This window comes from Aeromonas sp. S8(2024), from assembly GCF_041403085.1.
Taxonomy (GTDB): domain Bacteria; phylum Pseudomonadota; class Gammaproteobacteria; order Enterobacterales; family Aeromonadaceae; genus Aeromonas; species Aeromonas dhakensis.
This window is the reverse complement of record NZ_JBGLRF010000004.1, coordinates 47,386-70,461: the sequence shown is the minus strand read 5'-3', so window position 1 is coordinate 70,461 and position 23,076 is coordinate 47,386. Positions and strand designations below refer to the sequence as shown.

Genomic DNA, 23,076 nt, shown 5'->3' with positions numbered 1-23,076 from the left:
CAGAGGGACGGACCAGAGTTGGCTCATGGCTTCAGACTCCTCAATTCGTTGATCTCGGGTTCGCTCAGGTAGCGGATCCGCTGGCCGTGCAGCAGCAGTGCCAGACGCGCCGTCTCCTCCAGCTCCTCCATGTTGTTGACCGCGTCCACCAGATCCTTGCCGGTCACCACGGGGCCGTGGTTGGCCAGCAGGAAGGCGTTGCCTTCGGGGGCGCGGCGCCCCAGCTCCTCGGCGATGCGGGCATCCCCCGGCTTGTAGTAGGGAATGAGCGGCAGCTGGCCGACCCGCATCACGTAGTAGGGGGTGAAGGGGCGGATCACATTGGCCGGATCCAGCCCCTCCAGGCAGGAGAGGGCGGTCAGGTGAGTGCAGTGCAGGTGCACCACGGCCTGGCAGTCCGGCTTGTTGTGGTAGATGGCGAGGTGGAAGGCCACCTCCTTGGAGGGGCGATCGCCCCCCAGGTGCTCGCCACTCATGCTCACCCGGGCGAGACGCGCAGGATCGAGCCGGCCGAGGCAGGAGCCGGTCGGGGTGGCGAGCAGGGTGCCGTCCGGCAGTTTGGCGGAGAGGTTGCCGGCGCCGCCGGTGGCATAGCCTCGCTGGAAAAGGGATGCACCCAGCATCACCATGGTGTCGCGCAGTGCCTGTTCAGTCATGGAAAAACTCCTGTGCCCGGCTGAAGAAGGTCTCGTCACCGAAGTTGCCCGATTTGAGGGCCAGCGAGAGGGGGGCGTCGGTGGCTCGCACCCAGGGCACGCCGGGGGCGATCTGCGGGCCTATGTGGAAGGCGGCGACGCCGAGGGCCTGGGTGACCCGGCTCGAGGTCTCGCCGCCGGCGATGATGAAGCTGTCTATGCCGGCGGCGCGCAGCAGCACGGCGAGGCGGGCAAAGCACTGCTCCACCGCCTCGCTCGCCGCGTCGCGGCCATGGCGGGCCTGGATCTCGGCCAGCCGATCCGGGCTGGTGGTTGCGTGGATCATGGGGGCGGGTGACGAAGGCTGATCCAGCACCCAGCGGGCCAGCTCGGCCGGGTAGTCGGCTTGCGTCAGGCAAGCGACCACGTCGAGGGCCAGTGCCGGTGCCACCTCCCGATAGCGGGCCACCTGGCGATTGGTCATCTCGGAACAGGAGCCTGACAGCACCACGGCGCGGGTGCCGAGCGGTCTTCCCGCGGCGCGGGCGGCGGCCGGATTGCCGTTGCCGAGCAACCTGGCCAGGCCGATGGCGAGCCCGGAGCCGCCGGTCACCAGCGGCATCTCGATGGCGGCCGCGGCGATATCCAGCAGGTGCTGCTCGGTGAGGGTGTCGACCACGGCGTAGCGCACACCAGCTTGTGTTAGCTGCTCGAAGGCGTCGGCAATGGCTGCGGGGCCCTGCGCTATGGTGGTGAAGGGCACCAGTCCGGCGTGCCCTGAACCCTGCCCTTCCATCAGCCGCAGCAGGTTGCTGTCGGTCATCGGAGTGATGGGGTGGTGACGCATGCCCGACTCGGCCAGTGGCTGGGCGCCGACAAACAGGTTGCCCTGATAGACGGTGCGACCGTTTACCGGCAGGGCCGGGCAGATCAGGGTGAATCGGCTCTCCAGTGCTGCCAGCAGGGCATCGGTGACCGGGCCTATGTTGCCGGCCGCCGTGCTGTCGAAGGTGGAGCAGTACTTCTGATAGATGCGCGGGCAGCCGCGCGCCTTGAGCCAGTCGAGGGCCGCCAGCGAGTCGCGTACCGCTTCGTCCGCCGGGCAGGAGCGACTCTTGAGGCTGATCACCACGGCATCGATCCCGCTGAGATCCACCGCCGGTGGGATGCCGGCAAGCTGGAGGGTGGCAAGGCCGTTTTCCACCAGAAAACCGGCGATGTCGGTGGCCCCGGTAAAGTCATCTGCAATCACGCCCAGTTTCATCGTGCCTCCTCCGCGCCTGGCAGGGTGATGCCGTCGAAGATCTTGATGACGGCGCTGTCATCCTCTTTGCCGTGGCCGGCGTTGCTGGCGGCGAGGAACATGTTGAGGGCGGTGCTCGCCAGCGGCAGCGGGAAGTGCAGCTCTCGCGCCGTGTCGGCTACCAGGGTGAGATCCTTGACGAAGATGTCCACCGCCGAGCGGGCCTGGTAGTCGCCGCTCAGCACCCGGGCCATGCGGTTTTCGAACATCCAGGAGTTGCCGGCGGCGTGGGTCACCACGTCGTACATGAGATCGAGCGAGATGCCGGCCCGGCTGGCCAGCGCCATGGCCTCGGCGGCCACGGCGATGTGCACGCCGGCCAGCAACTGGTGAACGATCTTGACCGTGCTGCCCTGGCCCGGTTCGCTGCCGACCCGGTAGACCTTGCCGGCCACCGCATCGAGCACAGGAGCCAGCTTGTCGAAGGCGGCATCGGCGCCGGCGGCCATCACCGTCATCTCGCCGGCCTCGGCCTTGATGGCGCCGCCGGAGACCGGGGCGTCCAGCATCGGCAGATCCAGCGCGGCGAGCTCGCGAGCCAAGCTTGCGGCCTCTTCTGCGGCTATGGTGGAGGAGATCATGATGCCGGTGCCCGGTTTGAGATGTGCGGCGAGGCCGTGCTCGCCAAACAGGATCTTGCGCACCTGAACGGCGTTGACCACCAGCAGCAACACCGCATCGAGCGTCTCCGCCAGGGGGCGGGCATCGGCCATGACGGCGGCGGCGCCGGCCTGTTGCAGCTGGTTGCGCGCCTCTGCATTGAGATCGATGCCGTAGGTGGTGAGCCCGGCCCGCAGGCAGGAGCGGGCGGCGCCCATGCCCATGGCACCCAGGCCGATGACGGCAACGTGATAGGGTCTGCTCATCTGTCAGTTCCTCGATTACAACGAATGAACCGATAGTAGGGGCTTGTGGTGGTGAAATATCAGGCAGCTGTCACAAAATTTAACTTCAATGATGTTAATTTTTGTTATTCAAAGCGATTGGGAGCCGATTGAGTGACTTTGGTGGCGATTGAGATGTGATTTGTTGTGAATTGTGAGCCTTGATTTGCTTTTTTATCAAAATTTCCCATCCCGCTGGGGTAACATGGGTGCTCGTTTTAGCGTTACGGATTGCCCATGATCCCCGTAGAGAGACAGCAACAGATCCTGCACCTGCTGGCCGAGCGCGGTGCCGTCAGCATCACGGAACTGACCGAACGGCTGCAGGTATCCCACATGACCATCAGGCGCGATATCCAGAAGCTCGAAGAGCAGGGGCGAGTCCTCTCGGTGTCGGGGGGCGTGAGCCTCTCCGAGCGGATCAAGAGCGAGCCCTCCCACGCCACCAAGCGCAGCCTGATGCAGGAGGCGAAGCTCGCCATTGCGCACAGTGCCGCGGCGCAGGTGGCCGCGGGCAGCTCCGTCTATCTGGATGCGGGTACCACCTCCCTCGAGCTGGCCCGCGAGCTGGCGCCGCGGGAAGACTTGATGATAGTGACCAACGATTTCATGGTGTGTGCCTACCTGATCGAGCACGGCCGTGGCCGCCTCTACCACACCGGTGGGCAGGTCATTCGGGAGAACCAGTCCTGCGCCGGCGAGGCGACCGCCCACTTCCTGCGCAATCTGCACCTTGATGTGGCCTTCTTGTCGGCCTCCTCCTGGGATGCCCTGGGGATCTCCACTCCCAGCGAGCAGAAGGTGCCGGTCAAGCGCGCCGTGGTGGAGGCTGCAGCGACCCGAATACTTATCTGCGACTCCTCCAAATACGGCAAGGTGGGTACCTTCAACGTGGTGGGCTGGGAAGCAATCGATCAGGTCATCAGCGACGGGCAACTGCCCGAGAGTGCGCGCGAGGTGCTGGCCCAGCACGGTGTCAGGCTCACGTTGGTTCCGCTGGGAGGGGATGCACACTATTCCACTGAGCTGGCAGGTTAGTCCGGGCTGGGTCGGTGGCGACGGGCTGCCGACGCACCCGCCATCGGCCGAACGGCGGCCTTGACCGAAAACGAGCAAGGGGTTGGCATCATGACGATGCCAACCCCTTGTTTTGTATGGCGTTCCCGACTGGAGTCGAACCAGTGGCCTGTCCCTTAGGAGGGGCGCTTTAATCTGTTTTATGCTGTCTAAAGGTATCTTTTGATTTCATTGTAAATCCTCATTTATCAGTATCTTAGTTGTTTTGTTGTCTAAGGCTGTACAAATTTATTTAATCTTATAGGATGCTAAACAAGTACGCCAGCAAGTACGCCAGCAAGTACGCCAGATTGGAGTTTTGATGTTTAACCAAGACCGAGAGATTGCAGCCCTCACTCCACCGGAGGGGAAGGATCGGATCGTTTGTGCAGTGAAGTCTCGTTATGGCTCCGGCCTTTCCGTTGAGGCCAGGTTGGGTAGACCAACTAAGAGCTGGCTTTATCGCTATTACATCGCCGGTAAGCAGCAAAAAATGACACTCGGTAATTATCCGGCAATGAGTTTGGCAGAAGCGAGGCAAGCTCATAAAGAGGCCATTGCGCTTGTGGACAGAGGGATCGATCCAAGGCTTCAGAAAGCTGCAGAAAAAGCGGCTAATGAAGCTGTGTTAACGGTCGGAGTGGTTGTTGAACGTTGGCTGGATTTTCGCGAGGAAACCGGTGATTTGAAGCCCCTGACCTTACTGCGTCACCGCCAGCGCTGGGAGCGACATCTCAAGAAACATCTTGATAACGTACGGTTATCTGATCTCACCACCGCTCATCTGGCCCAAGCTTTGGAATTGGCTAGAAGAACATCCAAGCCAGCATCAGGAAAAGCCCTTAAAAGCCGTGGAGAAGAGATCCGCAAAGCGCTCACGACGATCAGTCTAGCCCTGGATTATGCGAGAATTCACCACCTAATCCCGAATAATCCTGCTCGCTTATTACGGCCTAAAGATTTCAATATCGAAACCCGGACCCGCGAGCGTTGGTTGACTATCCCTGAACTGCGGCAGTTGTGGAAAGCCATAGATGGAGAGCTTGCGGATCAATCAGTGGTTGAAGGTGCCAAGCGGTTTAATCTCATTTCTCCATCTGCAGCGGCTGCGATCAAGTTGCTCATTCTGACGGGAGCGCGACGCGGAGAGGTAGCCCAGATGCAACGCTCACATGTAGTGAATGGTGTCTGGACTATTCCTGAAACCAAAAATGGCAGAGCTCACACAGTGTACTTGAGCCAACTGGCGCTGGATATTATCCAGACCCAGCGGAGCGGAGAGTTTGTGTTCGAATCAGTCAGAACCCCTGACAAACCGATATTGGAAGACTCGATCACCAGAGCAGTGAGGAGACTACAAGCTCGATTGTTGCCCGATATGGAACCTTTCACCGTGCATGACCTGAGACGCAGTGCAGCAACGAATTGGGCTGAGCGGCTTGGTGCTGAAGAGCGGATAATTGAAGTCTGTCTGAACCACCAGCCGGTAAACAAGCTGGTGAGGATCTACCACCGGTCAAAGCATGAGGAGAAGACTCGGGCACTGTGGTTGAGCTGGGGGGAGCTTGTTGCCACCGAGATCGTAATATAGAGCAAATATAGGGTGAAGTAGCGTCTATCTACAGCACCCAGCTGCCACATCAGTGCAAGATAATGTAAGGGCAGGCCCCCTAGAGCATATTTAAGAAGGGATGAAATTGATACCGAAGGAAGTGCGCACTAAAGTAGCGTAAACAAGACACCGGTTTGAGGCCGGTGTCAGGTGATAACTAGATCTGTACACATGTACAGCGACTAATGAGATCGCACAAACTGGACTGAGTTCCCTTCCTCCAGTGATCTACTATTCGGAACAGCTATTTAGATCTGTACATCTATTGAAAGAGTTACTTATTGTCACCATACAATTGCAAATACCTTTCGTTGATTAACGTTTCAACAATGGTATTCATTTTTTGATTTTCTCTTTCTGCTAATTTTTTCAATTTTTCTTTAGTCGAAACGCTCATGGATATTTGAACCATCTTCCGTTGTGCATCTTCCCCTTGTAGCTTCATTCTGTATTTTTGCTGAGCACCTGACTTTTTCAATTCACTGATAACTAACAGTTGATGCTCTAGCCTTAGAAGATCATAAAAAGTTATCAAAGCCATTTTTTTACTTTTTTCTATTTCAGAACTTTCGGTTGAGTTTAACTCTAACCATAATGGCTCTCTGCAGTTTAAATACCTTGAAAAAGCATAGTCCCATGCCCAACCCCATAGACCTTCATTCTTGGATAACCAATTTATAATTTTAGAACTGTTTTTTATTTCGCCCCAGCGAGATTTTAAAATATTCATCAGGCTTGTTTTTTTTCTTAGGCTAAGTCGACACAAATCGAAAAACAAGGTTATATTTAAAATCTTATCCCGATTAGATGTTGGGTGATTTACTAAACATAGTGAAGAATATAATGACTCATTAGTAAATGCGTCTGCAAGTCTACTTCGTGGCTCAGTCTTATCTATTGATATAGACTGAAATACACCATCGCGAAATTGAACTTCATCATTAATTAATAAAATTGATGCCCAGATGAAATTTACTAGCCTATCATCAGAATTAGAGATCCAAGCAAAGTCCTTATCCCCAAGGCATGACTGATAAAAAACCTCTAGCATTAAATTTTTTACCTTAATCGGGTCATTGATCTCATCTCTATTGAAATTTATTTTAAAAAACGTCAATGCATCTATAAGGTCTTGTCTCTCGCCTTTCCTATCTACAACAAAACCCACAAAGTCGGTCAACTCACTGATTATTTTTGGGGGTGTAGCAGAAGTAGTCTCCCTAGCCATAAATCTTGGCGAATTATCATTATAAAAACCCGCATTCTCAATAAATCTATTGTAGAGAAACAACATCGCTCTGTGATCTTTCTTTTCAAACCACAAGTTATTTTGAGTTCCCATACCAACCTCCATCAAAAAATTCAAACAATAAAGTCACAAGTTTCGCACATAAAACCTCCCCCCCCTGCGGGGTCTCGTATGGTGCCGCGATGACTCCTGTGGGTCTCTATCGTCGTATTGTTTGTGTGTAGATATCATGATTTTTTTTAGTATATCTTAATGTTATTTGCACAACATCTAAAGAAGAAAATAAGTCCATGCAATGATGATTTAATGTATCTCTATGCGTGCTAAGTGAAGACGCAAACACTCTTGAACCCCGTGCAAAACGCCTCTTTTTCTCCCTAGTCTACGTCCTGTTTAAGTCATCGACGATCAGCCTTCGCCACCATCAATGCAACCACCTCATATGCTGACCCTAGATCGCGGGTCTTCATCATTGGCCTTCCTGATACCCCCGTACCGAGGCTGATTACTGTTTTTTCTAACGACTAATCCCTTCTGATGAACGAAACCCATACCATCAGGAGTACACCATGAACACTTCCCCCAAAGTACTGCGCATCAAAGACGTTATCCAAAAGACCGGCCTTGCCCGCTCAACTATATATGACCGTATCAGCAAGAAATCCCCTCGCTATGACCCAAATTTCCCAAAGCCACTTAAGTTGGGCTTGTCAGCTGTCGGCTGGTTTGAACATGAAATTGATGCTTGGTTTCAAGTACAAGCATCAATGAGAGGGTTTTAATTTAAGCGATAAAGGCTCCATAAGTTAACCTGTTGATTGTTTGTTCCCAACTAACAGCTATAACGACAAACACACATTGTTAAATGTCTTTATCTTCGCAAGCATGCCTACGGAGAGATACGCATTAATTAACGCAGGTTAAGGTGTTTATATTATTTAATGTCAATCAACATTATACCCATCTACTAACTACTTAACCTTAGTTAACCATACTCTCCCCTTATAACATTAAGCCTACTCTTCATTGAGGGATTACTCATGTCTGTCCATATCCTGCAGTTTATTAAAGCCTTGAAATCTAACTATTCAAATATAAATATCCATGATTTCCAAAAAGCAATGAATTCAGTTGCCAGACATTACTATCACTACAGAGATGCTAAGTCTGCTCATCCCTCGGTTGAGCTGTTCTTGAGATACTTTTACCCTTATCGAGAGATACATGTAGATAGGCACTTATCTCCCGAACTAGAAGACGTTATAGAGGAGTTCTTGGAGGAGTTGGATATGCCTCTGCATCAGAAGCGATTACGCAATCTGAAACGGTCTGAAGCACGTAATAGCACTAGTGTCCACGATTATATCAACAAACTATTTAGGCTACATTCTAAACTCCTGGTGGTCAGGGTGGATGTTCACTATGGTGATGAAATTAAAGGCACCATGACTATCGAGGAAGCGATATATGATAGAGACACGTACCTAAGAGCGGTAAAACGTCGCTATCGTAATCTTTTAGGGTATGTATGGAAGTTAGAGTATGGAGTGGCCAGAGGCTATCACTACCATATGGCGTTTATATTCAATGGCAATAAAGTCCAGGGTGACATTAGCCTTGGGCGTCAATTAGGTGAGGGCTGGAAATCACTGAGTCGTGAACCCAGGACATATTACAACTGTAATGCGGGCAGGAATAAATATGAGGAGTGGGGAGCATACGGTATTGGGATGGTGCGTTGCGATGACTTAGAAAAACGTCATCTGCTATTGCATAATGCGCTGAGCTATTTGCTCAAGTTTGATGAAGCACTACTGGCTGAGATGCATGAGCGCTTTAGGAGCGTGGGAAAAATGGAGATGCCTCACAGAAGAGGGAAAGGTGGGAGACCCAGGGTTCTCAGGGAACGCTGGGGATAGTATCTTATTGACTCCCACATCTTCTAATCGGGTGATACGGTTAGGTAGACGACTGGTGTAATACAGGATGTTGATTACGACACATCTTCCTGCGGAACTACGTGTGATGCCTTATGCGCTCATTGAGCAGCCTTTTTACAGGCTTTCATGACACATAGCGGCCGCTCCCAGGAAGAATAATCCCAACTAAGCAGGGGCAGAACGACTCATTCTGCTCCTACTTCAGGATCAAGGTTGTGTTATGTACCTTTCGGCTTTGAAAATCGAAAACTTTCGCCAGTTTGGCGCTGCAGGCCATGCGTTGAACATACAGTTCAACGAAGGTGTCACTGCCCTCCTTGGTGAAAACGACGCAGGAAAAACTGCCGTCATCGATGCGATCCGCTACGTTCTGCAAACCCGTGATGCTGAATATCTCAGACTGCAGATCGAGGATTTTCACATCGCCAACGATGGTACCCAGGCGGATGTCATCACCCTCAGATGCACTCTCTCAGGGCTGAGCCCTGCGGAACTCGGCGCTTTCGCTGAATACGTGACTTACAAGGGCGGCGTGGGAAGACTCTACGTTCACTGGTCAGCTCGCCGTATTGTTGCCTCTGCCTCAACCCGCAAATGGGTCGATATCTCGGTTCGTTCTGGTGAAAACGGAGAAGGGCCATCTCTGGACGTAGGTGTGCGGCAACTACTAGCCACTGCGTATCTGAAACCGCTGCGCGACGCAGAGCGGGAGATGTCACCAGGCAGAAACTCTCGGTTGTCCCAAGTACTGAGCAGTTTTCCCAATATTGACGCTGGCAATCTATTTGATCCTGCAGCACTTCCGACTGCTCTTGCTGACGCTGAAGCCCTCAGCATTGCAGGCATGGGCGACTATCTTCGCCACTTGGTGAACAGTCATAGCGCAATTGTCTCCGCCCAGAAGGAAATCAACGACACGTACCTGCGCCCGCTATCACTTGCTGGTCAGCCTTTGACAAGCCGCATCGGGTTTGGCGAGGCAGGCTCTGATCCTGCCAAACTCAAACAGATTCTGGAACGCTTGGAACTGGGACTATTGGATCAAACCACAGGTGAAGCCCGTGGAGTCTACGGGCTTGGTTCAAATAATGTTTTGTTCATGGCCTGTGAGTTATTGCTTCTCGGCAAAGAGCCTGATGGCCTTCCGCTTCTCCTCATTGAAGAACCAGAAGCGCACTTGCATCCGCAGCGCCAGCTCCAATTGATGGAATTTCTTGAGGCTGCGGCTCAACCAACTACAGGTTTGAGACCAGTTCAAATCATTTTGAGCACCCACAGTCCCAACCTAAGTTCGAAAATTCCTCTACAGAACCTAATTCTAATGCAACGGCAGCAGGCGTTCTCCCTGGCGGAAGAGCAAACCTGCCTAGCACCAGATGACTATCGCTTCCTCAGTCGCTTTCTGGACGTTACCAAGGCGAGCCTTTTCTTCGCCAAGGGACTGCTCGTCGTTGAAGGCGATGCAGAAGCTATTCTGCTGCCGTCACTAGCAAGACGGCTGGGGAGGGATCTCACCAAGCACGGCGTTTCAATCATCAACGTGGGGGGAGTGGGGCTGCGGCGCTATTCAAAGATTCTGCAGCGTAAGGATACGTCCAAGGGCGAGATCACCGTACCGACGGCATGTATAACTGATATGGATGTGATGCCGGACTGTGCCCCCAAGATTTTAAACCTGAAGGGAGTAAATGAGGATGTTTGGCCAGACAAGGCCAATCGACGCTGGCGTGCAATGAAAGATTTCGGTACAACCCTTGCTGACCAGTCAAACTGGTCTAAAGGAGCACCGCGAGAAGCGAACGGAGAGCGATGGACAATGTGTGCGCACCTTCGTGGCCGATCACTGGACACTAGAATACGACTTGGCATTCAAGGGGCTCTCGAAGGAAGTCCATCACGCAGCGTACTTCGCTCTCAATGAGGAGAAGGTCGAAGAAGGCAAGGAGACCAAAGTCACCTTGCTAGAAAAGGCGGACTGTAGTGGTCAACTAAATCCGGACACTTGGTTAGGCCGATCTTCGGCTTTTGCTGGCGGTATCCCGTCATTGTGTTGATGTGGACGCCGCCAGTTGTAGTAATCCATCAGGTAATAACTGATATCCCGTTTCGCTTCCCGCAGGCTCATGTATCCCGTCACAGGGAGCCACTCTGACTTCAGGCTCCTGAACAACCGCTCCATCGGGGCGTTATCCCAGCAGTTACCACGACGACTCATGCTCTGGGTCATGCGATAGCGCCACAGCCGTTGCCGAAATGCCCGGCTGCCATATTGGCTGCCCTGGTCGGAGTGAAACAGCACGCCTGATGGGCAACCTCGTTGCTGATAGGCCATCTCGAGCGCTTTTACTGCCAGCTCTGCATCGGGCTTGTCAGACATCGCCCAGCCCACGACCCGGCGGGCATGGAGGTCAAGCACAGCTGCCAGGTAATGCCAACGGCCACCGGTCCAGACATAGGTGATATCGCCGCACCACACCTGATTGGGCTGCTGAACATCAAACTCACGGGCCAGCAGATTGGGAATATCCTGTCGTTCAGACCGGGCAACCTGATAGCGATGAGCGCCGGGCTGCTTGGATACCAGCCCGGCTTCCTCCATCAGACTGCGCACTTTGAATCGACCAATCTGATGTCCCAACTCTTGCATCATCGACATCAAGGCGCGGCTGCCAGCCGAGTCCCGGCTCGCTTTGAACAAGCGGCGCAACTCGCTGCGTTGTTGCATCCGCTCACGGTTAATCACCCGTTTGCGAGCCTGATAGTCGTAAAAACAGGACGTGGGAACATCAAAAGCGCAGCAGACCAGGGTGATGGGGGCTTGCTCCCTTAATCGGTCTATCAGCGCGTACGTGTGAATTCGTCCGCCATCAAGAGAGCAGTTGTAGATTCAACTTGTCAACGCAACACCCTTTTCAATAACTTCTTTGGGTGTTTTAAATTTCAGGGTCTTCCTCGGTCTGCTGTTTAGTTGGGCCGCCACCATATCCAGCTCCTGCTGGGAATATTGGGCAAGGCATGTCTTTTTGGGGAAGAACTGTCGTATCAGTCCATTGGTGTTCTCGTTCGTGCCCCGTTGCCAGGGACTTTGAGGATCGCAGAAGTAAACCTTTACTCCTGTACTAGCAGTAAGCTCAAGATGCTTGGCCAGTTCCATGCCGCGATCCCACGTCAGGGACAGCCTAAGCGTGGGTGGCAGTTCTTGGAATTTATTTATAAGTGCTTGATTTACTGATCCTGCATCCTTTCCATTTAGTTTGAGAATAACTGTATAGCGCGATTTTCTATCTACAAGTGTGGCTATGTGAGAGTTATTCGTACCGGACACCAAATCGCCCTCCCAGTGGCCGAAAGATCGTCGGTTATCGATGTGCTTGGAGCGCTCGTGGATTGACATGCCGTTAACAATATTGATGGTGCCTCTTTCCCCCTTGCGTGTATGACGTTTTCCATGGCGTAGGCTATGAGAACGGCGCAGATGTTTGACAAGAAGGTGGTGCAGCGCACTTCGACTGCGAAAATAGAGCGTTTTATAAATCGTCTCGGCGGATATCTGCATCATGTTCTGGCGAGGGAACGTTCTTCTGAGCCACCCAGATATCTGCTCCGGAGACCATTTTAACTCGAGTTTATCCAGCACCAGATTTCGCAGTTGTGGGTTCCGCTCCAGAAGGCATACCTTGGGTCTCTTAGCCATTCGATTAGCGCGATTATTGGCATCAACAGCTTTGTAGCCGCGTCTGCCACGATTGCGTTGAACTTCCCGAGAGATTGTTGAAGGAGAGTGGTTAAGGGAGCGCGCTATGGCACGAATACTCATTTTTGCTGATAGACCGGCTCGAATCTCCTCACGTTCAGATAACGTCAGGTGAGCCACTGCTCGACGACGCTCGCGCGGTTTGATGCCTCCCGTGTCCCTCAACATGGTGAAAATGGTACCGGGCTTCGAATCCAAGGCTCTCGCTATCTCACTGAAGCCTGTTCCGCGCTTCCACAGATCAAAAACAAACGCTTTTTCCTTTGCTGTAAATGTTCGCTTCATTCAACAATCCTCCGCAACGGCATGCTTTCACATGGTTGTTGCGTTGATCAATTGAATCTACAGTAGCCTTTTTTAGAATGTCCTTTTCGCGCTCGAGCCGGTTGATACGGGCTTCCAGCTCCTGGATTTTTTGCTGCTCCGGGGTCAGCGCCTTGCTGATCGGGGTTGTGCCAGTTCGTTCGGATTGAAGCTGCTGAACCCAGCGGCGAAGCACGGTTTCACCGACATCCAGTGAACGGCTGGCTTCGGGGACAGAATATCCCTGGTCGAGCACCAGGGATGCGGCTTCCAGCTTGAACTCGGCAGTAAATGAGAGACGTAATCTTGTCATTGAACACCTCAGGTCTGGGTGGCGACTGTACCACCTAAAATGGTGTCCGGGATGATTAGACCACTACAGACATAGCCTTCGAAACGATCCAGACCACTTATGATTCCGCGGAAGCTCGATGTTCCGCGATCTACAAGCTGTTCAAAAGAGCTTCTAAAGCGATCGCGGCGCAGCACCTGATTGACTTGGTCGAGCAGCGGTTCGAAGATGGTTCCCTGGATGTCAACAAGCTTCGGGGCCTGCTACCCGCCTATGTTGTTCACGCGATTGAATATGCGACTCAGGGTTCTAGCTTGAGCACTACCAGGCCCGTTCGTCCGGCGATTATCCCCACCGCCCCTAGCTTTGACACCGAAGATTCGCTGGAAGAGGCTGCCAAATGACACTAAACCAACTGGTTGCCCCTATCACCGATGCAGATGTGGACTGGGTCATTGAGTTGATGGGCTTGGAGGTGTTGGATGAACCCCGTCGCAATTTCTTGAAGTCCATGGGTACCGTGGACGTGGCCGCATGTCCTGGGAGCGGCAAGACAACGCTGGTTGTCGCAAAGCTCGCGATCCTGGCTCGTCATTGGAAGAGCCGCATACAGGGTATCTGCGTGCTTTCGCACACCAATGCCGCCCGAGAGGAGATCGAAAAACGTCTCGGCGGCACTGAGGTCGGGCAACGGCTGCTGCGCTTTCCTCACTACATCGACACTATTCATGGCTTCACTGGCCGATTCCTAGCCTCGCCATGGCTACGTTCGAAAGGGATTTCGCTGCAGGCCATTGATGATGAGGCCACCCATAAAGCCCGTCGTAGGGAACTCACGTACCGCGAACATTTAGGTGCACAAGCAGCCTTCGAGAAAAAATTCAAAAGCCTTCTCAGCCTGCGGGTCCGATCTGCCGATTTCGATCAGCCGCTTGGTGATGAAGACATTGGGTTTGCACCGCATACCCCGACTTACAAGAGTGTTGTGAAATCATTCAGTGGGGCAGCCAAGGCCGGTTACTTCTGCTTCGATGAAGTGTTTGTACTAGGGCACGCATTGCTCGATCAGGAAGAGGAGGTGGGAGCCGCGTTGCGCATCCGCTTCCCATGCGTTCTGATTGATGAGATGCAAGACACGCAACTTGACCAAGCTGGCGTCCTTGAGCGGGTCTTTCCCCGCGATGATCCGGACGTTAGGGTCATTAGAGTGGGCGACCCAAACCAGGAAATCTTCGAGAAGAAGGCGCCTCTGTCAGATCCGTTCCCTGACAGTGGGCGTCAGCTGGAGATCGCCAGTAGTTTCCGCTTTGATCAGGCAATTGCATCAATCGCCAACCCATTTGCCTACGTCCCCATCACCAATGGATTGATAGGTCTTCGAGCACCACGTACCCCAGGCACTGTTCCAAATACGATTATTGTCTTCCCAGATGACGATGCGTCTGGGGTGTTGGATGAATTCGGCAAACTGGTACTGAAGCATCTGCCGAAAGAAACCCGAAAAGCGGGTGTGTTCGCCGTCGGCGCCGTGCATCGACTTGAAAACTTCAAACAGAACCAGTACCCAAAAGCCTTGGAGCACTACTGGCCATCCTATCGGTCTGATACGACCAAGACTTCTTTCAAGCCACGTTCGTTTGCAGAAGGCGCCCACATCGCTCGACGTTATGTAATGCGAGAGCCCACTGCCTCATCAGCTGTCGAATTGCTGGCTTCCTGCCTGGCCAACCTCGGCGAGCTGGCGTACCCAAACAGCTCGGTGCAATTGAGAGGCCGTCATAAAGCCTCAATAGAGGAGAAGCTCGCAACCAAGCCAGAGGCCTTTGCACTGTATCGTGAGAACCTGCAACAGATGCTCTTCGTATCATCTGAAGTTACGCAGCAAGATTGGGTGACAGTTATCACTCCGAAACTGTTGCTACTGGCCTCGGCTCTTCATGATGCCGAGGGCGTGGCCGCTAATCACCAGAGCCACCAATACCTTGCCTGGGAGCCTGTTCCAGTAGCGACTGAAGCCGGAGAAAGCGGAGGGCCGCTAGTCAACACGTACCGTTTCCAAGATGGCAACGATGGGGTCGATATCCGGATGTCATCCATCCATTCGGAGAAGGGCAAAACCCACTCTGCGACCCTGATCTTGGAAACCTTCAGAAAGACTCACTTCATTCAAAAGCTCATGCCGTGGATCGAGCAAGGGAAAGGCGCGCTCAAGAGGCCACCGGACAGTGCTAAGAAAGACATGATGTTGATGTATGTGGGGATGACCCGGCCAACCCATATGCTGTGCTTGGCCATACGCCAGAGCACTTTGGGAGAGGGTGCTGCAGGAGAAAAGCGGAGGGCTGCACTCCAGGCTGCAGGATGGACAATTTTAGAACTGACAACTGATTCTGCGGTGCAATAAACCACGTCGCAATTTCGCTGAGGCACCTGTGTATTTAGATAAAGCAGCTCAAGAGCTGGGTTCTCTGGGACTTTCGGGGGGAGTATCTTATTGGCTCCCGACTTGGAACCACGAATGACGGTACAGCAACTTGCCAGAGCCACACACAGTGTATTTGAGCTGTACCACGAGAGCTTGACTGGTCTGCCCTTCTTCACCAGTTTCCCCCTGAACTGCTGTCAGGGGGTTTCTGTGGAGTTCAACATGACGTGGAATAGCAGCTTCAATTGATTATCTGATAGCATCTTCTCGGTATGCGTGGCTAAGGAGATTACTTTTTTGCTGAAGTAGATTTTACCCATCACCATGCCATGCGTTTTTTCGCTAAAAAGACAACAGCCCTAGTCAAGGCTATATCAGAAGGAAACTGGGACAAGCATGGCTCGTATCGAAAATCATAAATACAGTATTGAGGAAGCGTTCAGAGAATGCTTCTACATAGTCCCAGACTACCAGCGCGAGTATGTCTGGACGGATAAAGAAGTACATCAGTTGCTGGAGGACATCGGCGAACAGATTGATGTTGGCACTACGCGGGAATATTTCATCGGAACAATACTGGTGTCCCCAACGGATCAAAAGAATCATTACGAAGTCATCGATGGTCAGCAACGTCTGACTACCTTCTTCCTGCTACTGTGTGCTCTAAAACTTTTGTTTCAAGGTGAACCTCAACGGCAGATGATTTCCGGGCTGATCTCGACCAGCTATGTGGACAGCGATGGCGAGGTTCGTTCCAATTTAAAACTGGAGCCGCGTTACGAGAACGCAGGTGAAGTGATGGCTAAACTGGTGGAATTGGACTCTGAGCCACAGACGGTTCGATCAGGTATTCAGGCTGCAGGCATCGCCAGCTTTGGGTCACTGGAAAATTTGGTCAATGCCTACAGTACCCTATACCGCTACCTGAAAGACAACTACGACGATGTCGCCAAGCTTAAAAAATACTGGGGCTATCTAGCCAACAACGTGGTATTCATCCAGATATCAACCGATGTCAGCAGCGCTCTGAAAATTTTCGAGACGATTAACGAGCGCGGCGTAGGTCTCAACCCGATGGATTTATTGAAAAACCTGCTATTCACGCAGGTCAAACAAACCCAGTTCACTCAACTCAAAGATGAGTGGAAGAGGATTACCAAACCACTGGAGAAGTCCAAGGAAAAGCCGCTACGCTTCCTGCGCTACTTCTTGATGGCCAACTACGTTATCAAAAATGAGCGCGGTGACTCAGTTGTGCGCGAAGATGAAATCTACGACTGGTTCGTAGTCGGGGAAAACGCGGCCTTGTGTGATTATGCCAATAAGCCTTTTGAGTTCGTCCGAAAGGTGACCCGCAACGTAGAGCATTACCTCGCATTTGCCAGTGGGTTGGGTAATAACAATAAGCCCAGTTTAGTGATGGACAGTCTCAAGCGGCTGACCGGGGGAGCATTCAGCTTGCACTACGTTCTGCTACTGGCTGCCGCCAATTTTCCCAAGTCCTTATTCGACCATTTTGTCGCGCAGTTAGAGAGCTTTCTCTTCTACTATATCTTCACCAAAACCCCAACCAAGGCACTGGAGCGCAACTTTTCCCAATGGGCCGACGAGCTTCGTGCGATTGCTGAGATAATTGACCCTGTTAAGCAGAAAATTCAGCTCAATACTTTCGTCGCCGATCGCTTCGAAAGGAACATGGCTGGTAAGTCGCAGGAACTAGCCGATGCTCTCAAACGCTTCACCTTGTATTCAATGCAGCAGTACAGAACACGTTACCTTCTAGCGCGACTAGCTCAGCATGTTGAAATGGCCTTTAGTGGATTGAAGGTGCCAGGCAGCTTAGCGTCGTTCACCAATCTGGACATAGAGCATATCCTGCCCAACAAACCAGAGAATGATCTGCGCGACAAGTGGAACACCGAGAATCCAGGTATGCTTTACGACGACTACAAGAATCGATTAGGTAACCTGACCTTACTTGAGAAACCCATTAACATTGTCGCAGGCAATGACTTCTATACAGGCAAACTAGTCGAGTACAGCAAGAGTGGCAACTATCTGACCCGCAGTTTGGTGACGCTTACTAACGTAGGGCAAAACACCTCGATCTCGCGGATCAATGCAAAACTTGAATCGTTTCCGTCATGGAATGCTTTATCTATCGAAAAACGTCACGGACTGCTGATCTCTTTGGCGCAAGATGTCTGGAAGACGACTCCTGTTGATGTTCCTTGATATAGGTGAATTGATTGAGGTTAGGCGTTATTACTACGTGCACGCAGACCCCTAGTGAACCAAATGTCAGACATATGTTATCTCCATGAACCTACCTCAGGGACTGCTTCGGCAGTCCCTTTTTTCATTGGAGATCTCTATGGCTCATTTGATTGATTCTATGGCCTACACCGGCCAAACCCCTTGGCATGGCCTCGGCCATGTCTTACCCCCACAACAGTCCCTCGATGTCTGGCTGCAAGCCGCCGGGATGGACTGGACCATCGAGCAAAGCGATGTGCTGTATCAGGGCTCGCCTGACAATCCGATCCTTCATACCTACCCAGACAGCAAAGTGCTCTACCGCTCCGATACCCTAGCACCGCTGTCGGTGGTATCGCAGCGCTACAACGTGGTACAGCCCCATGAGGTGCTGCACTTCTATCAAGATTTGGTAGAGGCCGGTGGTTTCGAGCTGGAGACCGCAGGCTCACTCAAAGGTGGTCGCAAACTCTGGGCTTTGGCCAAGACTGGCCAGGACCTGATGCTCAAAGGCGATGACCTGGTGAAGTCCTATCTGCTGCTGGCGACCAGTTGTGATGGCACGCTCTGCACCACGGCGCAGTTCACCTCGGTGCGGGTAGTCTGCAACAACACCCTGCAGGTAGCAGTAGGTAACCAGTCCGCCGCCATCAAGGTGCCCCACTCAACCCAGTTCGACGCAACTGCCGTGAAACAGGCGCTGGGACTGGGGATAAGCCAGTGGGACCATTTCGGTCAGCATGCTAAAGCACTCAGCCAACGCCCTGTGGCACCTCAAGAGGCACTGCGCTTTTTCAGTGATCTGCTGGCACAGCCTGTGGAGGAAGAGAGCATTGTGCTCACCCGGCCTGTACAGCGTTTGCATGAGCTCTACCAAGGGGCGGGAATGGGTGCCGAGCTGGCCAGCTCGCACAACACCGCGTGGGGATTGGTCAATGCGGTAACCGAGTACGTCGATCACCATCGTCGTACCCGCAGCCAGGATCATCGGCTGGATTCAGCCTGGTTTGGCCAAGGGGCACAACTCAAATCCCGTGCCTTGGCGCAAGCCATCAGCCTGCTGCAATAGGAGAGAGCAACATGTCTTCATTGCACTATGGCGACCACCTTATCTCCCCGCGCATCGGGTATGAGCATCACGGGATCTACGTCGGTGACGATTGGGTGATCCACTACCAAGGCCCGTTTTCTGGTCATGACGCGTGTCAGGTTGTCATGTCTACGTTAGGGGCGTTTTGCCAGGAGAAGGACTTTATTATCAGGAGCCATCCTCAGCGACTGAGCCCGGATCACAGTGTCAACCGAGCGCACAGCCGTCTGGGCGAACGCAGTTATAACCTGCTGTTCAACAACTGTGAGCACTTCGTGATGTGGTGTATCAAAGATCAGCACCATTCTGCTCAAGTCACTGAGGTCGCTGCCACGTTACTGGCGGCTCAAGTCACGCGATCTTCACTGGGGCACCTGACCTCAGTGGCAACCGCAGGGGTAACAGGTGCCTCCCTGAGCTCATCCGTAGCTGGTGGTGCCACCACGGCGGCACTGACATCATTGGTAGGGGTGTCCACAGCGCCAGCGTGGGCACCGTTGGCTGTCGGGGCTGCTGCAGCCTACGGCGCACACAAGCTGTGGAACTGGTTAACGGATTAGGCGGCTCATCAGGGCCGTCATGGTATCGGTGACCCACTGACGATCATCGTCGGTGAGTTGCTCGAGTTGGTGAGCTAATCTGACGGCTTGCTCAAGGGGACGCGAACTGGTTTCACGGAGCAAGTCCGTCAGCTCACATCCAAATATCTGTGCCAACTCAGCCAGTCGCACGATAGTCGGAACCACAATACCCCGCTCCATGCGAGATACCGCCTCCATCCCAATCTGCAGCCGTTCCGCGACTTCCTCTTGGGTCATTCCCCGTTGTTGACGTTGATAAGCAATGGCTCTGCCCACTGCTTTGGCTAACGCGTCCTGATTGATATCCATCACACCTCCAGATTCAACTCTAAAAGTTGACACCTGGACTTGTTGACATGAAGGACTCAAAACGATGAGGATCGCCTTTTGTGGTTGATTTTGGTTGAGTGTGGACCAAATGGGTCGAATTACATCAAGACAATTTAGAAGGAAACAAACATGAAGAAATCCATGGTATTGCTGGTAATGCTGGCAGCTACTCAGCAAGCACATGCCCTCAGTGAGTCAGCCGCTGATGCCCCAGGCTGGAAGCAGTTTGGTAACGCTACTGAGGGATATAGCTATGGTGTCTATAACCGGGCGGATTCATTCACCATTCGGTGTCATCCTAACAAACCCGCCACCATCAATGTGGACATCATGAATGTCGGAAAATACGGCTCTCAGGACTATCAAAGTGATTTCGTTTTTGAAGTGGATGGCAAGATCTTCATTGGCCACCGGGTTCTTCAAGACCAGAAAAGTTTTGAGGAACTCTGGACCGCACTGAGAAATGCGAAAGAACTAGGCGTATATCAACGCGAAAAAGGCAGCCGCAAATTTTCGTTCCCAACAGCGAACATTGCAAGCACGCTACCGGCGCTGGGCTCGCCAGGCTTTCCTTGCCAATCACAAGAGACCTATGACGCCGCCGTCCTCGACGAAGACCTGGCTAACATCGAACCGCTGAAGGAGGGCGATGTACAGTTGAGAAAACGCGGTAATCCCTATTACGGCAAAACGACCTGGAACAAGTACCTGCTCGATATCACCAGCCGCAGCAACCGGATGGTGATCACCGACCTCAAGATCAACCGGGGCAGTTGCAAGATCGATCCGAAAGCCAAGCTGCCATTTCGGATGGGCTTTGGCGGCAAAGTGACGCTCTCTCTGCTGCCGGAGGACTGTAACCCCCTTGAGGTCACTGTGACCACCCTGGGTGGCGAGCAGACGCTGTCGTTTGACCAATAACCCAACCCAAGGAGGCAACAGCCTCCCTGTTATTTTTAAAAGGTAACCACAATGAACCGACTTATCGCGCTGCTGGTGGCTCTTGCCACCAGTGGTGTCGGGGCAGAGGAAAATGGCTGGTCTCGCAGTTGGGGGCCTGGTACGCAGGCGAATTACAACGTCACCCTCGCAGGCACCACCCTGCTCACTATCATCTGCCGGGATGATGCGCCGCTCACCATGTTGGCGACGGTGAATGGTCGTGATTATGGCAGCGAAAGCAAACGTCAGTTTGCCTTGCTGGTGGACGGTCAACGCTATGACGCCCCTTACCGGCAAGGGTACTTCCCCACGTTCTGGGAAGCACTTCGCAACGCAACCTCGGTGGAGCTATTGCTGCCGTCAAATCCCCCCATCGATTTGCCCACCAGCCACCTTGCAGAGGTACTGCCAGCCATTGGCTCGCCAGATAACAACTGTATTGCGCCTGGGTCATCACCGGACTTTGGCACACCGTGACGATGGCTTACACCCACCATTTCAACCACACCCAGAGGGAGGCTAATGCCTCCCTCGTTTTATTGGATATATGACAAGGAACGCTTATGACTATTCCCTTTTTCCGGGATGGCTTTGCCCTGCCAGTTACCCAAGCGCTGCTCACGTTACTCAATCAGGAGGTTGCCAATATCGGCCTCAACCTTGAGCGCCTGACCCAACTCACCTTCAACTTTCGCAGCCCCACCTACAGCCCCGAGCAGGGAGGGGCTCACCCGGTCGAGATCCGCTTGATACGCGGCCTTGATGGCTGGCTGTTCGATTACGTCACCGACTTCAGCTACCAGGGACTGGGCCAGGATGCCGAGCTCTGCAAGGAGCTCGATTTCAACTTCCTGGATGACGAACACTATCTGCAAGGGTGGGGACCACTGCCCAGCGTGGAAGCTCGCGAACTGTTCGCGATGTGGCAGAGCAATTTCATTAGCTACGCCCAGTTGGGCTATTTCACCGTCACGGTCAGTGGGGATTAGGAGGTGTGTGATGACTAACGAACTGCCGCTCTCCCACTTCTCACGCCAGTGGCTGGGGCTGGTTGCTGCCAAGGCCAAACTACAGCCAACTCGCCAAGGCGAGCGCTGGTTGCTGCACCTGACACCGGATAGCCCACCAGCCCGCACAGTCACCTTACAAGTGCGCTGGTCTGGCGTGCAGTGGCAACTGCTCTCCCTCACCAATGCCGAGGACTGGCGCACCATGAGTCAGCCCGTGGATGAAATCTGCGTGGACCCCAAGCGCCAATGTTTCTGGCGCTGCCAAGCAGGCCCCATCCCGCTCTCTGAACAGCCTCGTGTACTGGGCAGCTTTCTGGCCGACCTGCAGCGTACCTGCATTCATCACGGCTATCGCGTGGAGAGTGACTCCTTACCTCAAGAGGAGGCGAAAGATGCCAAAACAACCGATCGCCGTTGAGCTTGAAGCGATTAATCGAGATGGTGAGACGCAGGTGGTGCGCGACAGTGGCCTGACCGTGCAGGGCTACAGCGTCTACCTGCGGGTGGTAGAGACCAGTGGCCTTGCCCTAGCTACCTGGGTAGCTGACTACGACACTATCGGCCCCGCTTACAAACTGGCAGAGCGATTAAGTCTGGCGCTGGCCATCCCGCTAGACGTGTTGGTGCCCGAACCGCTGATACCGGTGAAGTGAACCCGTCGCGACAGCCGGAGCCATTCCCACAGCCACCTGAACGCCCCCTCGGTGTGCCCCAATTACCTCTCTTTGACCCTGACATGCTGTATGCGTGTCGGGGTTTTGTTTATTTGGAGAAACCCATATGCGTTACCACAAACTCAAGGCAGGGGAATACCCCGGCACCTATGTCGTTACCGAACCGGTGACCGAGCAAGACCTGCTGCATATGGCCAACCAGATTGCCCGCAAGCGCCTGGCCAAAGGCACTGCCATTACGAGTACCACGCAGGCCGCAGAGCGGTTGCAAACCCTGCTGCAAGATCGGGAGCACGAAGTGTTTGGTGCACTGTTCCTTGACTCCCAACATCGCGTACTGGCTTTTGAGGAGCTGTTTCGTGGCACCCTGGACAGCGCCAGTATCTACCCACGGGAAGTGGTCAAGCGGGCCTTGCTGCTTAACAGCGGGGCCATTATCGCGGTGCACAATCACCCCAGCGGCGACCCTGAACCCAGCCACTGTGACCGGGTCTTTACCCAGGCCCTCAAAGAGGCATTGGCGCTGGTGGATGTGCGGTTGCTTGACCATCTGGTGGTCGGTGCCGAGGGCGTAGTCTCGCTGGCTGAACGAAACCTGCTATGAACCAGACCCCAGGCAAATCACACCTCACCGCCCTCGATATCCTCATCGAGTTGCGCTGCTGCATCAGCTGCGCAATTAGCCAATCCGGATCATCAGGTCCAACACCATGATCCGGATATTCCGACATCACCCAAAA

20 protein-coding genes and 3 pseudogenes are annotated in these 23,076 nt (G+C 53.4%); 15 read left to right on the top strand and 8 right to left on the bottom strand.

What is annotated here, in order from left to right; genetic code table 11:
* Positions 1-23 precede the first annotated feature (23 nt).
* The 3 genes from ACB031_RS13100 to ltnD are packed head-to-tail and all read right to left on the bottom strand — an operon-like array spanning position 24 to position 2,804.
* Entirely contained in the window at positions 24-656 is a 633-nt protein-coding gene (locus ACB031_RS13100; protein ID WP_010634854.1) for an aldolase, read from the bottom strand.
* A complete protein-coding gene (otnK, locus tag ACB031_RS13095) occupies positions 649-1,899 on the bottom strand; it encodes a 3-oxo-tetronate kinase (RefSeq protein ID WP_017784398.1) in 1,251 nt (416 codons plus the stop codon). Before otnK ends, ACB031_RS13100 begins: the two co-directional genes overlap by 8 nt.
* Positions 1,896-2,804 (bottom strand): L-threonate dehydrogenase, encoded by a 909-nt coding sequence (ltnD, locus tag ACB031_RS13090; RefSeq protein ID WP_371139728.1) that lies wholly within the window; start codon positions 2,802-2,804, stop codon positions 1,896-1,898. Before ltnD ends, otnK begins: the two co-directional genes overlap by 4 nt.
* Before the next feature lie 255 nt (positions 2,805-3,059).
* On the opposite strand from ltnD, the gene ACB031_RS13085 reads away from it, so the two are divergent.
* Together ACB031_RS13085 and ACB031_RS13080 are read left to right on the top strand one after the other, a co-directional pair.
* Positions 3,060-3,860 carry a DeoR/GlpR family DNA-binding transcription regulator gene (locus tag ACB031_RS13085; protein WP_017763931.1) on the top strand — a complete coding sequence of 267 codons (801 nt, stop codon included), beginning with the start codon at positions 3,060-3,062 and terminating at the stop codon, positions 3,858-3,860.
* A gap of 340 nt (positions 3,861-4,200) precedes the next feature.
* Complete coding sequence (locus tag ACB031_RS13080; RefSeq protein ID WP_139725321.1) at positions 4,201-5,469, top strand: site-specific integrase; 1,269 nt, start codon at positions 4,201-4,203, stop codon at positions 5,467-5,469.
* A gap of 295 nt (positions 5,470-5,764) precedes the next feature.
* On the opposite strand, the gene ACB031_RS13075 is transcribed toward ACB031_RS13080, so the two are convergent.
* A complete protein-coding gene (locus tag ACB031_RS13075) occupies positions 5,765-6,832 on the bottom strand; it encodes a hypothetical protein (RefSeq protein WP_371139727.1) in 1,068 nt (355 codons plus the stop codon).
* A gap of 476 nt (positions 6,833-7,308) precedes the next feature.
* Here ACB031_RS13075 and ACB031_RS13070 point away from each other — a divergent pair, with 476 nt between their 5' ends.
* The 3 genes from ACB031_RS13070 (at position 7,309) to ACB031_RS13060 (ending at position 10,600) form a co-directional block, all read left to right on the top strand.
* Entirely contained in the window at positions 7,309-7,521 is a 213-nt protein-coding gene (locus ACB031_RS13070; RefSeq protein WP_125729704.1) for an AlpA family transcriptional regulator, read from the top strand.
* Between the two features lie 258 nt (positions 7,522-7,779).
* Positions 7,780-8,658, top strand: coding sequence for an inovirus-type Gp2 protein (locus tag ACB031_RS13065; protein WP_371139726.1), 879 nt, complete (start codon positions 7,780-7,782; stop codon positions 8,656-8,658).
* Between the two features lie 241 nt (positions 8,659-8,899).
* Positions 8,900-10,600 (top strand): ATP-dependent endonuclease, encoded by a 1,701-nt coding sequence (locus ACB031_RS13060; protein ID WP_371139725.1) that lies wholly within the window; start codon positions 8,900-8,902, stop codon positions 10,598-10,600.
* A gap of 63 nt (positions 10,601-10,663) precedes the next feature.
* Here ACB031_RS13060 and ACB031_RS13055 read toward each other — a convergent pair.
* From ACB031_RS13055 to ACB031_RS13045, 3 genes and pseudogenes are all read right to left on the bottom strand, one after another.
* Positions 10,664-11,557: pseudogene (locus ACB031_RS13055) on the bottom strand (IS3 family transposase); the annotation flags it as partial.
* Positions 11,558-11,566: 9 nt separating this feature from the next.
* On the bottom strand, positions 11,567-12,718 hold the full coding sequence (locus ACB031_RS13050; RefSeq protein WP_371139724.1) for an IS30 family transposase: 1,152 nt from the start codon (positions 12,716-12,718) through the stop codon (positions 11,567-11,569).
* A gap of 67 nt (positions 12,719-12,785) precedes the next feature.
* Positions 12,786-13,049, bottom strand: a pseudogene (locus tag ACB031_RS13045) (transposase); the annotation flags it as partial.
* Positions 13,050-13,428: 379 nt separating this feature from the next.
* On the opposite strand from ACB031_RS13045, the gene ACB031_RS13040 reads away from it, so the two are divergent.
* The 4 genes from ACB031_RS13040 (at position 13,429) to ACB031_RS13025 (ending at position 19,359) form a co-directional block, all read left to right on the top strand.
* The gene (locus tag ACB031_RS13040) at positions 13,429-15,432 is read left to right on the top strand and encodes a UvrD-helicase domain-containing protein (RefSeq protein ID WP_371139723.1); all 2,004 of its coding nucleotides are present in this window, start codon (positions 13,429-13,431) and stop codon (positions 15,430-15,432) included.
* A gap of 417 nt (positions 15,433-15,849) precedes the next feature.
* Entirely contained in the window at positions 15,850-17,688 is a 1,839-nt protein-coding gene (locus ACB031_RS13035; RefSeq protein ID WP_371139722.1) for a DUF262 domain-containing protein, read from the top strand.
* A 139-nt stretch (positions 17,689-17,827) separates the two neighbouring features.
* Complete coding sequence (locus tag ACB031_RS13030) at positions 17,828-18,778, top strand: DUF932 domain-containing protein (protein WP_371139721.1); 951 nt, start codon at positions 17,828-17,830, stop codon at positions 18,776-18,778.
* An 11-nt stretch (positions 18,779-18,789) separates the two neighbouring features.
* Positions 18,790-19,359 carry a lecithin retinol acyltransferase family protein gene (locus ACB031_RS13025; RefSeq protein WP_371139720.1) on the top strand — a complete coding sequence of 190 codons (570 nt, stop codon included), beginning with the start codon at positions 18,790-18,792 and terminating at the stop codon, positions 19,357-19,359.
* On the opposite strand, the gene ACB031_RS13020 is transcribed toward ACB031_RS13025, so the two are convergent.
* Positions 19,348-19,692 carry a helix-turn-helix domain-containing protein gene (locus ACB031_RS13020; protein WP_043118721.1) on the bottom strand — a complete coding sequence of 115 codons (345 nt, stop codon included), beginning with the start codon at positions 19,690-19,692 and terminating at the stop codon, positions 19,348-19,350. The two genes, ACB031_RS13025 and ACB031_RS13020, sit on opposite strands and share 12 nt — an antisense overlap.
* A gap of 147 nt (positions 19,693-19,839) precedes the next feature.
* On the opposite strand from ACB031_RS13020, the gene ACB031_RS13015 reads away from it, so the two are divergent.
* The 6 genes and pseudogenes from ACB031_RS13015 to radC all read left to right on the top strand — a co-directional run bounded on the left by ACB031_RS13015 (position 19,840) and on the right by radC (position 22,940).
* Positions 19,840-20,631, top strand: coding sequence for a hypothetical protein (locus ACB031_RS13015; RefSeq protein ID WP_371139719.1), 792 nt, complete (start codon positions 19,840-19,842; stop codon positions 20,629-20,631).
* A 51-nt stretch (positions 20,632-20,682) separates the two neighbouring features.
* Positions 20,683-21,129: a hypothetical protein gene (locus tag ACB031_RS13010; RefSeq protein WP_371139718.1), complete on the top strand. Its 447-nt coding sequence runs from the start codon at positions 20,683-20,685 to the stop codon at positions 21,127-21,129.
* A gap of 86 nt (positions 21,130-21,215) precedes the next feature.
* A complete protein-coding gene (locus tag ACB031_RS13005; RefSeq protein WP_371139717.1) occupies positions 21,216-21,641 on the top strand; it encodes a DUF2787 family protein in 426 nt (141 codons plus the stop codon).
* Positions 21,642-21,651: 10 nt separating this feature from the next.
* Positions 21,652-22,080 (top strand): hypothetical protein, encoded by a 429-nt coding sequence (locus ACB031_RS13000; protein ID WP_323943754.1) that lies wholly within the window; start codon positions 21,652-21,654, stop codon positions 22,078-22,080.
* Positions 22,055-22,355, top strand: a pseudogene (locus ACB031_RS12995) (hypothetical protein). Before ACB031_RS13000 ends, ACB031_RS12995 begins: the two are co-directional and overlap by 26 nt.
* Before the next feature lie 87 nt (positions 22,356-22,442).
* Entirely contained in the window at positions 22,443-22,940 is a 498-nt protein-coding gene (radC, locus tag ACB031_RS12990) for a DNA repair protein RadC (RefSeq protein ID WP_371139716.1), read from the top strand.
* The last annotated feature ends 136 nt before the right edge of the window (positions 22,941-23,076 follow it).

Coding starts and splice junctions, on each gene's coding strand:
- ACB031_RS13100 (WP_010634854.1), bottom strand. CDS start 656: ATGACTGAACAGGCACTGCGCGACACCATGGTGATGCTGGGTGCATCC.
- otnK (WP_017784398.1), bottom strand. CDS start 1,899: ATGAAACTGGGCGTGATTGCAGATGACTTTACCGGGGCCACCGACATC.
- ltnD (WP_371139728.1), bottom strand. CDS start 2,804: ATGAGCAGACCCTATCACGTTGCCGTCATCGGCCTGGGTGCCATGGGC.
- ACB031_RS13085 (WP_017763931.1), top strand. CDS start 3,060: ATGATCCCCGTAGAGAGACAGCAACAGATCCTGCACCTGCTGGCCGAG.
- ACB031_RS13080 (WP_139725321.1), top strand. CDS start 4,201: ATGTTTAACCAAGACCGAGAGATTGCAGCCCTCACTCCACCGGAGGGG.
- ACB031_RS13075 (WP_371139727.1), bottom strand. CDS start 6,832: ATGGGAACTCAAAATAACTTGTGGTTTGAAAAGAAAGATCACAGAGCG.
- ACB031_RS13070 (WP_125729704.1), top strand. CDS start 7,309: ATGAACACTTCCCCCAAAGTACTGCGCATCAAAGACGTTATCCAAAAG.
- ACB031_RS13065 (WP_371139726.1), top strand. CDS start 7,780: ATGTCTGTCCATATCCTGCAGTTTATTAAAGCCTTGAAATCTAACTAT.
- ACB031_RS13060 (WP_371139725.1), top strand. CDS start 8,900: ATGTACCTTTCGGCTTTGAAAATCGAAAACTTTCGCCAGTTTGGCGCT.
- ACB031_RS13050 (WP_371139724.1), bottom strand. CDS start 12,718: ATGAAGCGAACATTTACAGCAAAGGAAAAAGCGTTTGTTTTTGATCTG.
- ACB031_RS13040 (WP_371139723.1), top strand. CDS start 13,429: ATGACACTAAACCAACTGGTTGCCCCTATCACCGATGCAGATGTGGAC.
- ACB031_RS13035 (WP_371139722.1), top strand. CDS start 15,850: ATGGCTCGTATCGAAAATCATAAATACAGTATTGAGGAAGCGTTCAGA.
- ACB031_RS13030 (WP_371139721.1), top strand. CDS start 17,828: ATGGCTCATTTGATTGATTCTATGGCCTACACCGGCCAAACCCCTTGG.
- ACB031_RS13025 (WP_371139720.1), top strand. CDS start 18,790: ATGTCTTCATTGCACTATGGCGACCACCTTATCTCCCCGCGCATCGGG.
- ACB031_RS13015 (WP_371139719.1), top strand. CDS start 19,840: ATGAAGAAATCCATGGTATTGCTGGTAATGCTGGCAGCTACTCAGCAA.
- ACB031_RS13010 (WP_371139718.1), top strand. CDS start 20,683: ATGAACCGACTTATCGCGCTGCTGGTGGCTCTTGCCACCAGTGGTGTC.
- ACB031_RS13005 (WP_371139717.1), top strand. CDS start 21,216: ATGACTATTCCCTTTTTCCGGGATGGCTTTGCCCTGCCAGTTACCCAA.
- ACB031_RS13000 (WP_323943754.1), top strand. CDS start 21,652: ATGACTAACGAACTGCCGCTCTCCCACTTCTCACGCCAGTGGCTGGGG.
- radC (WP_371139716.1), top strand. CDS start 22,443: ATGCGTTACCACAAACTCAAGGCAGGGGAATACCCCGGCACCTATGTC.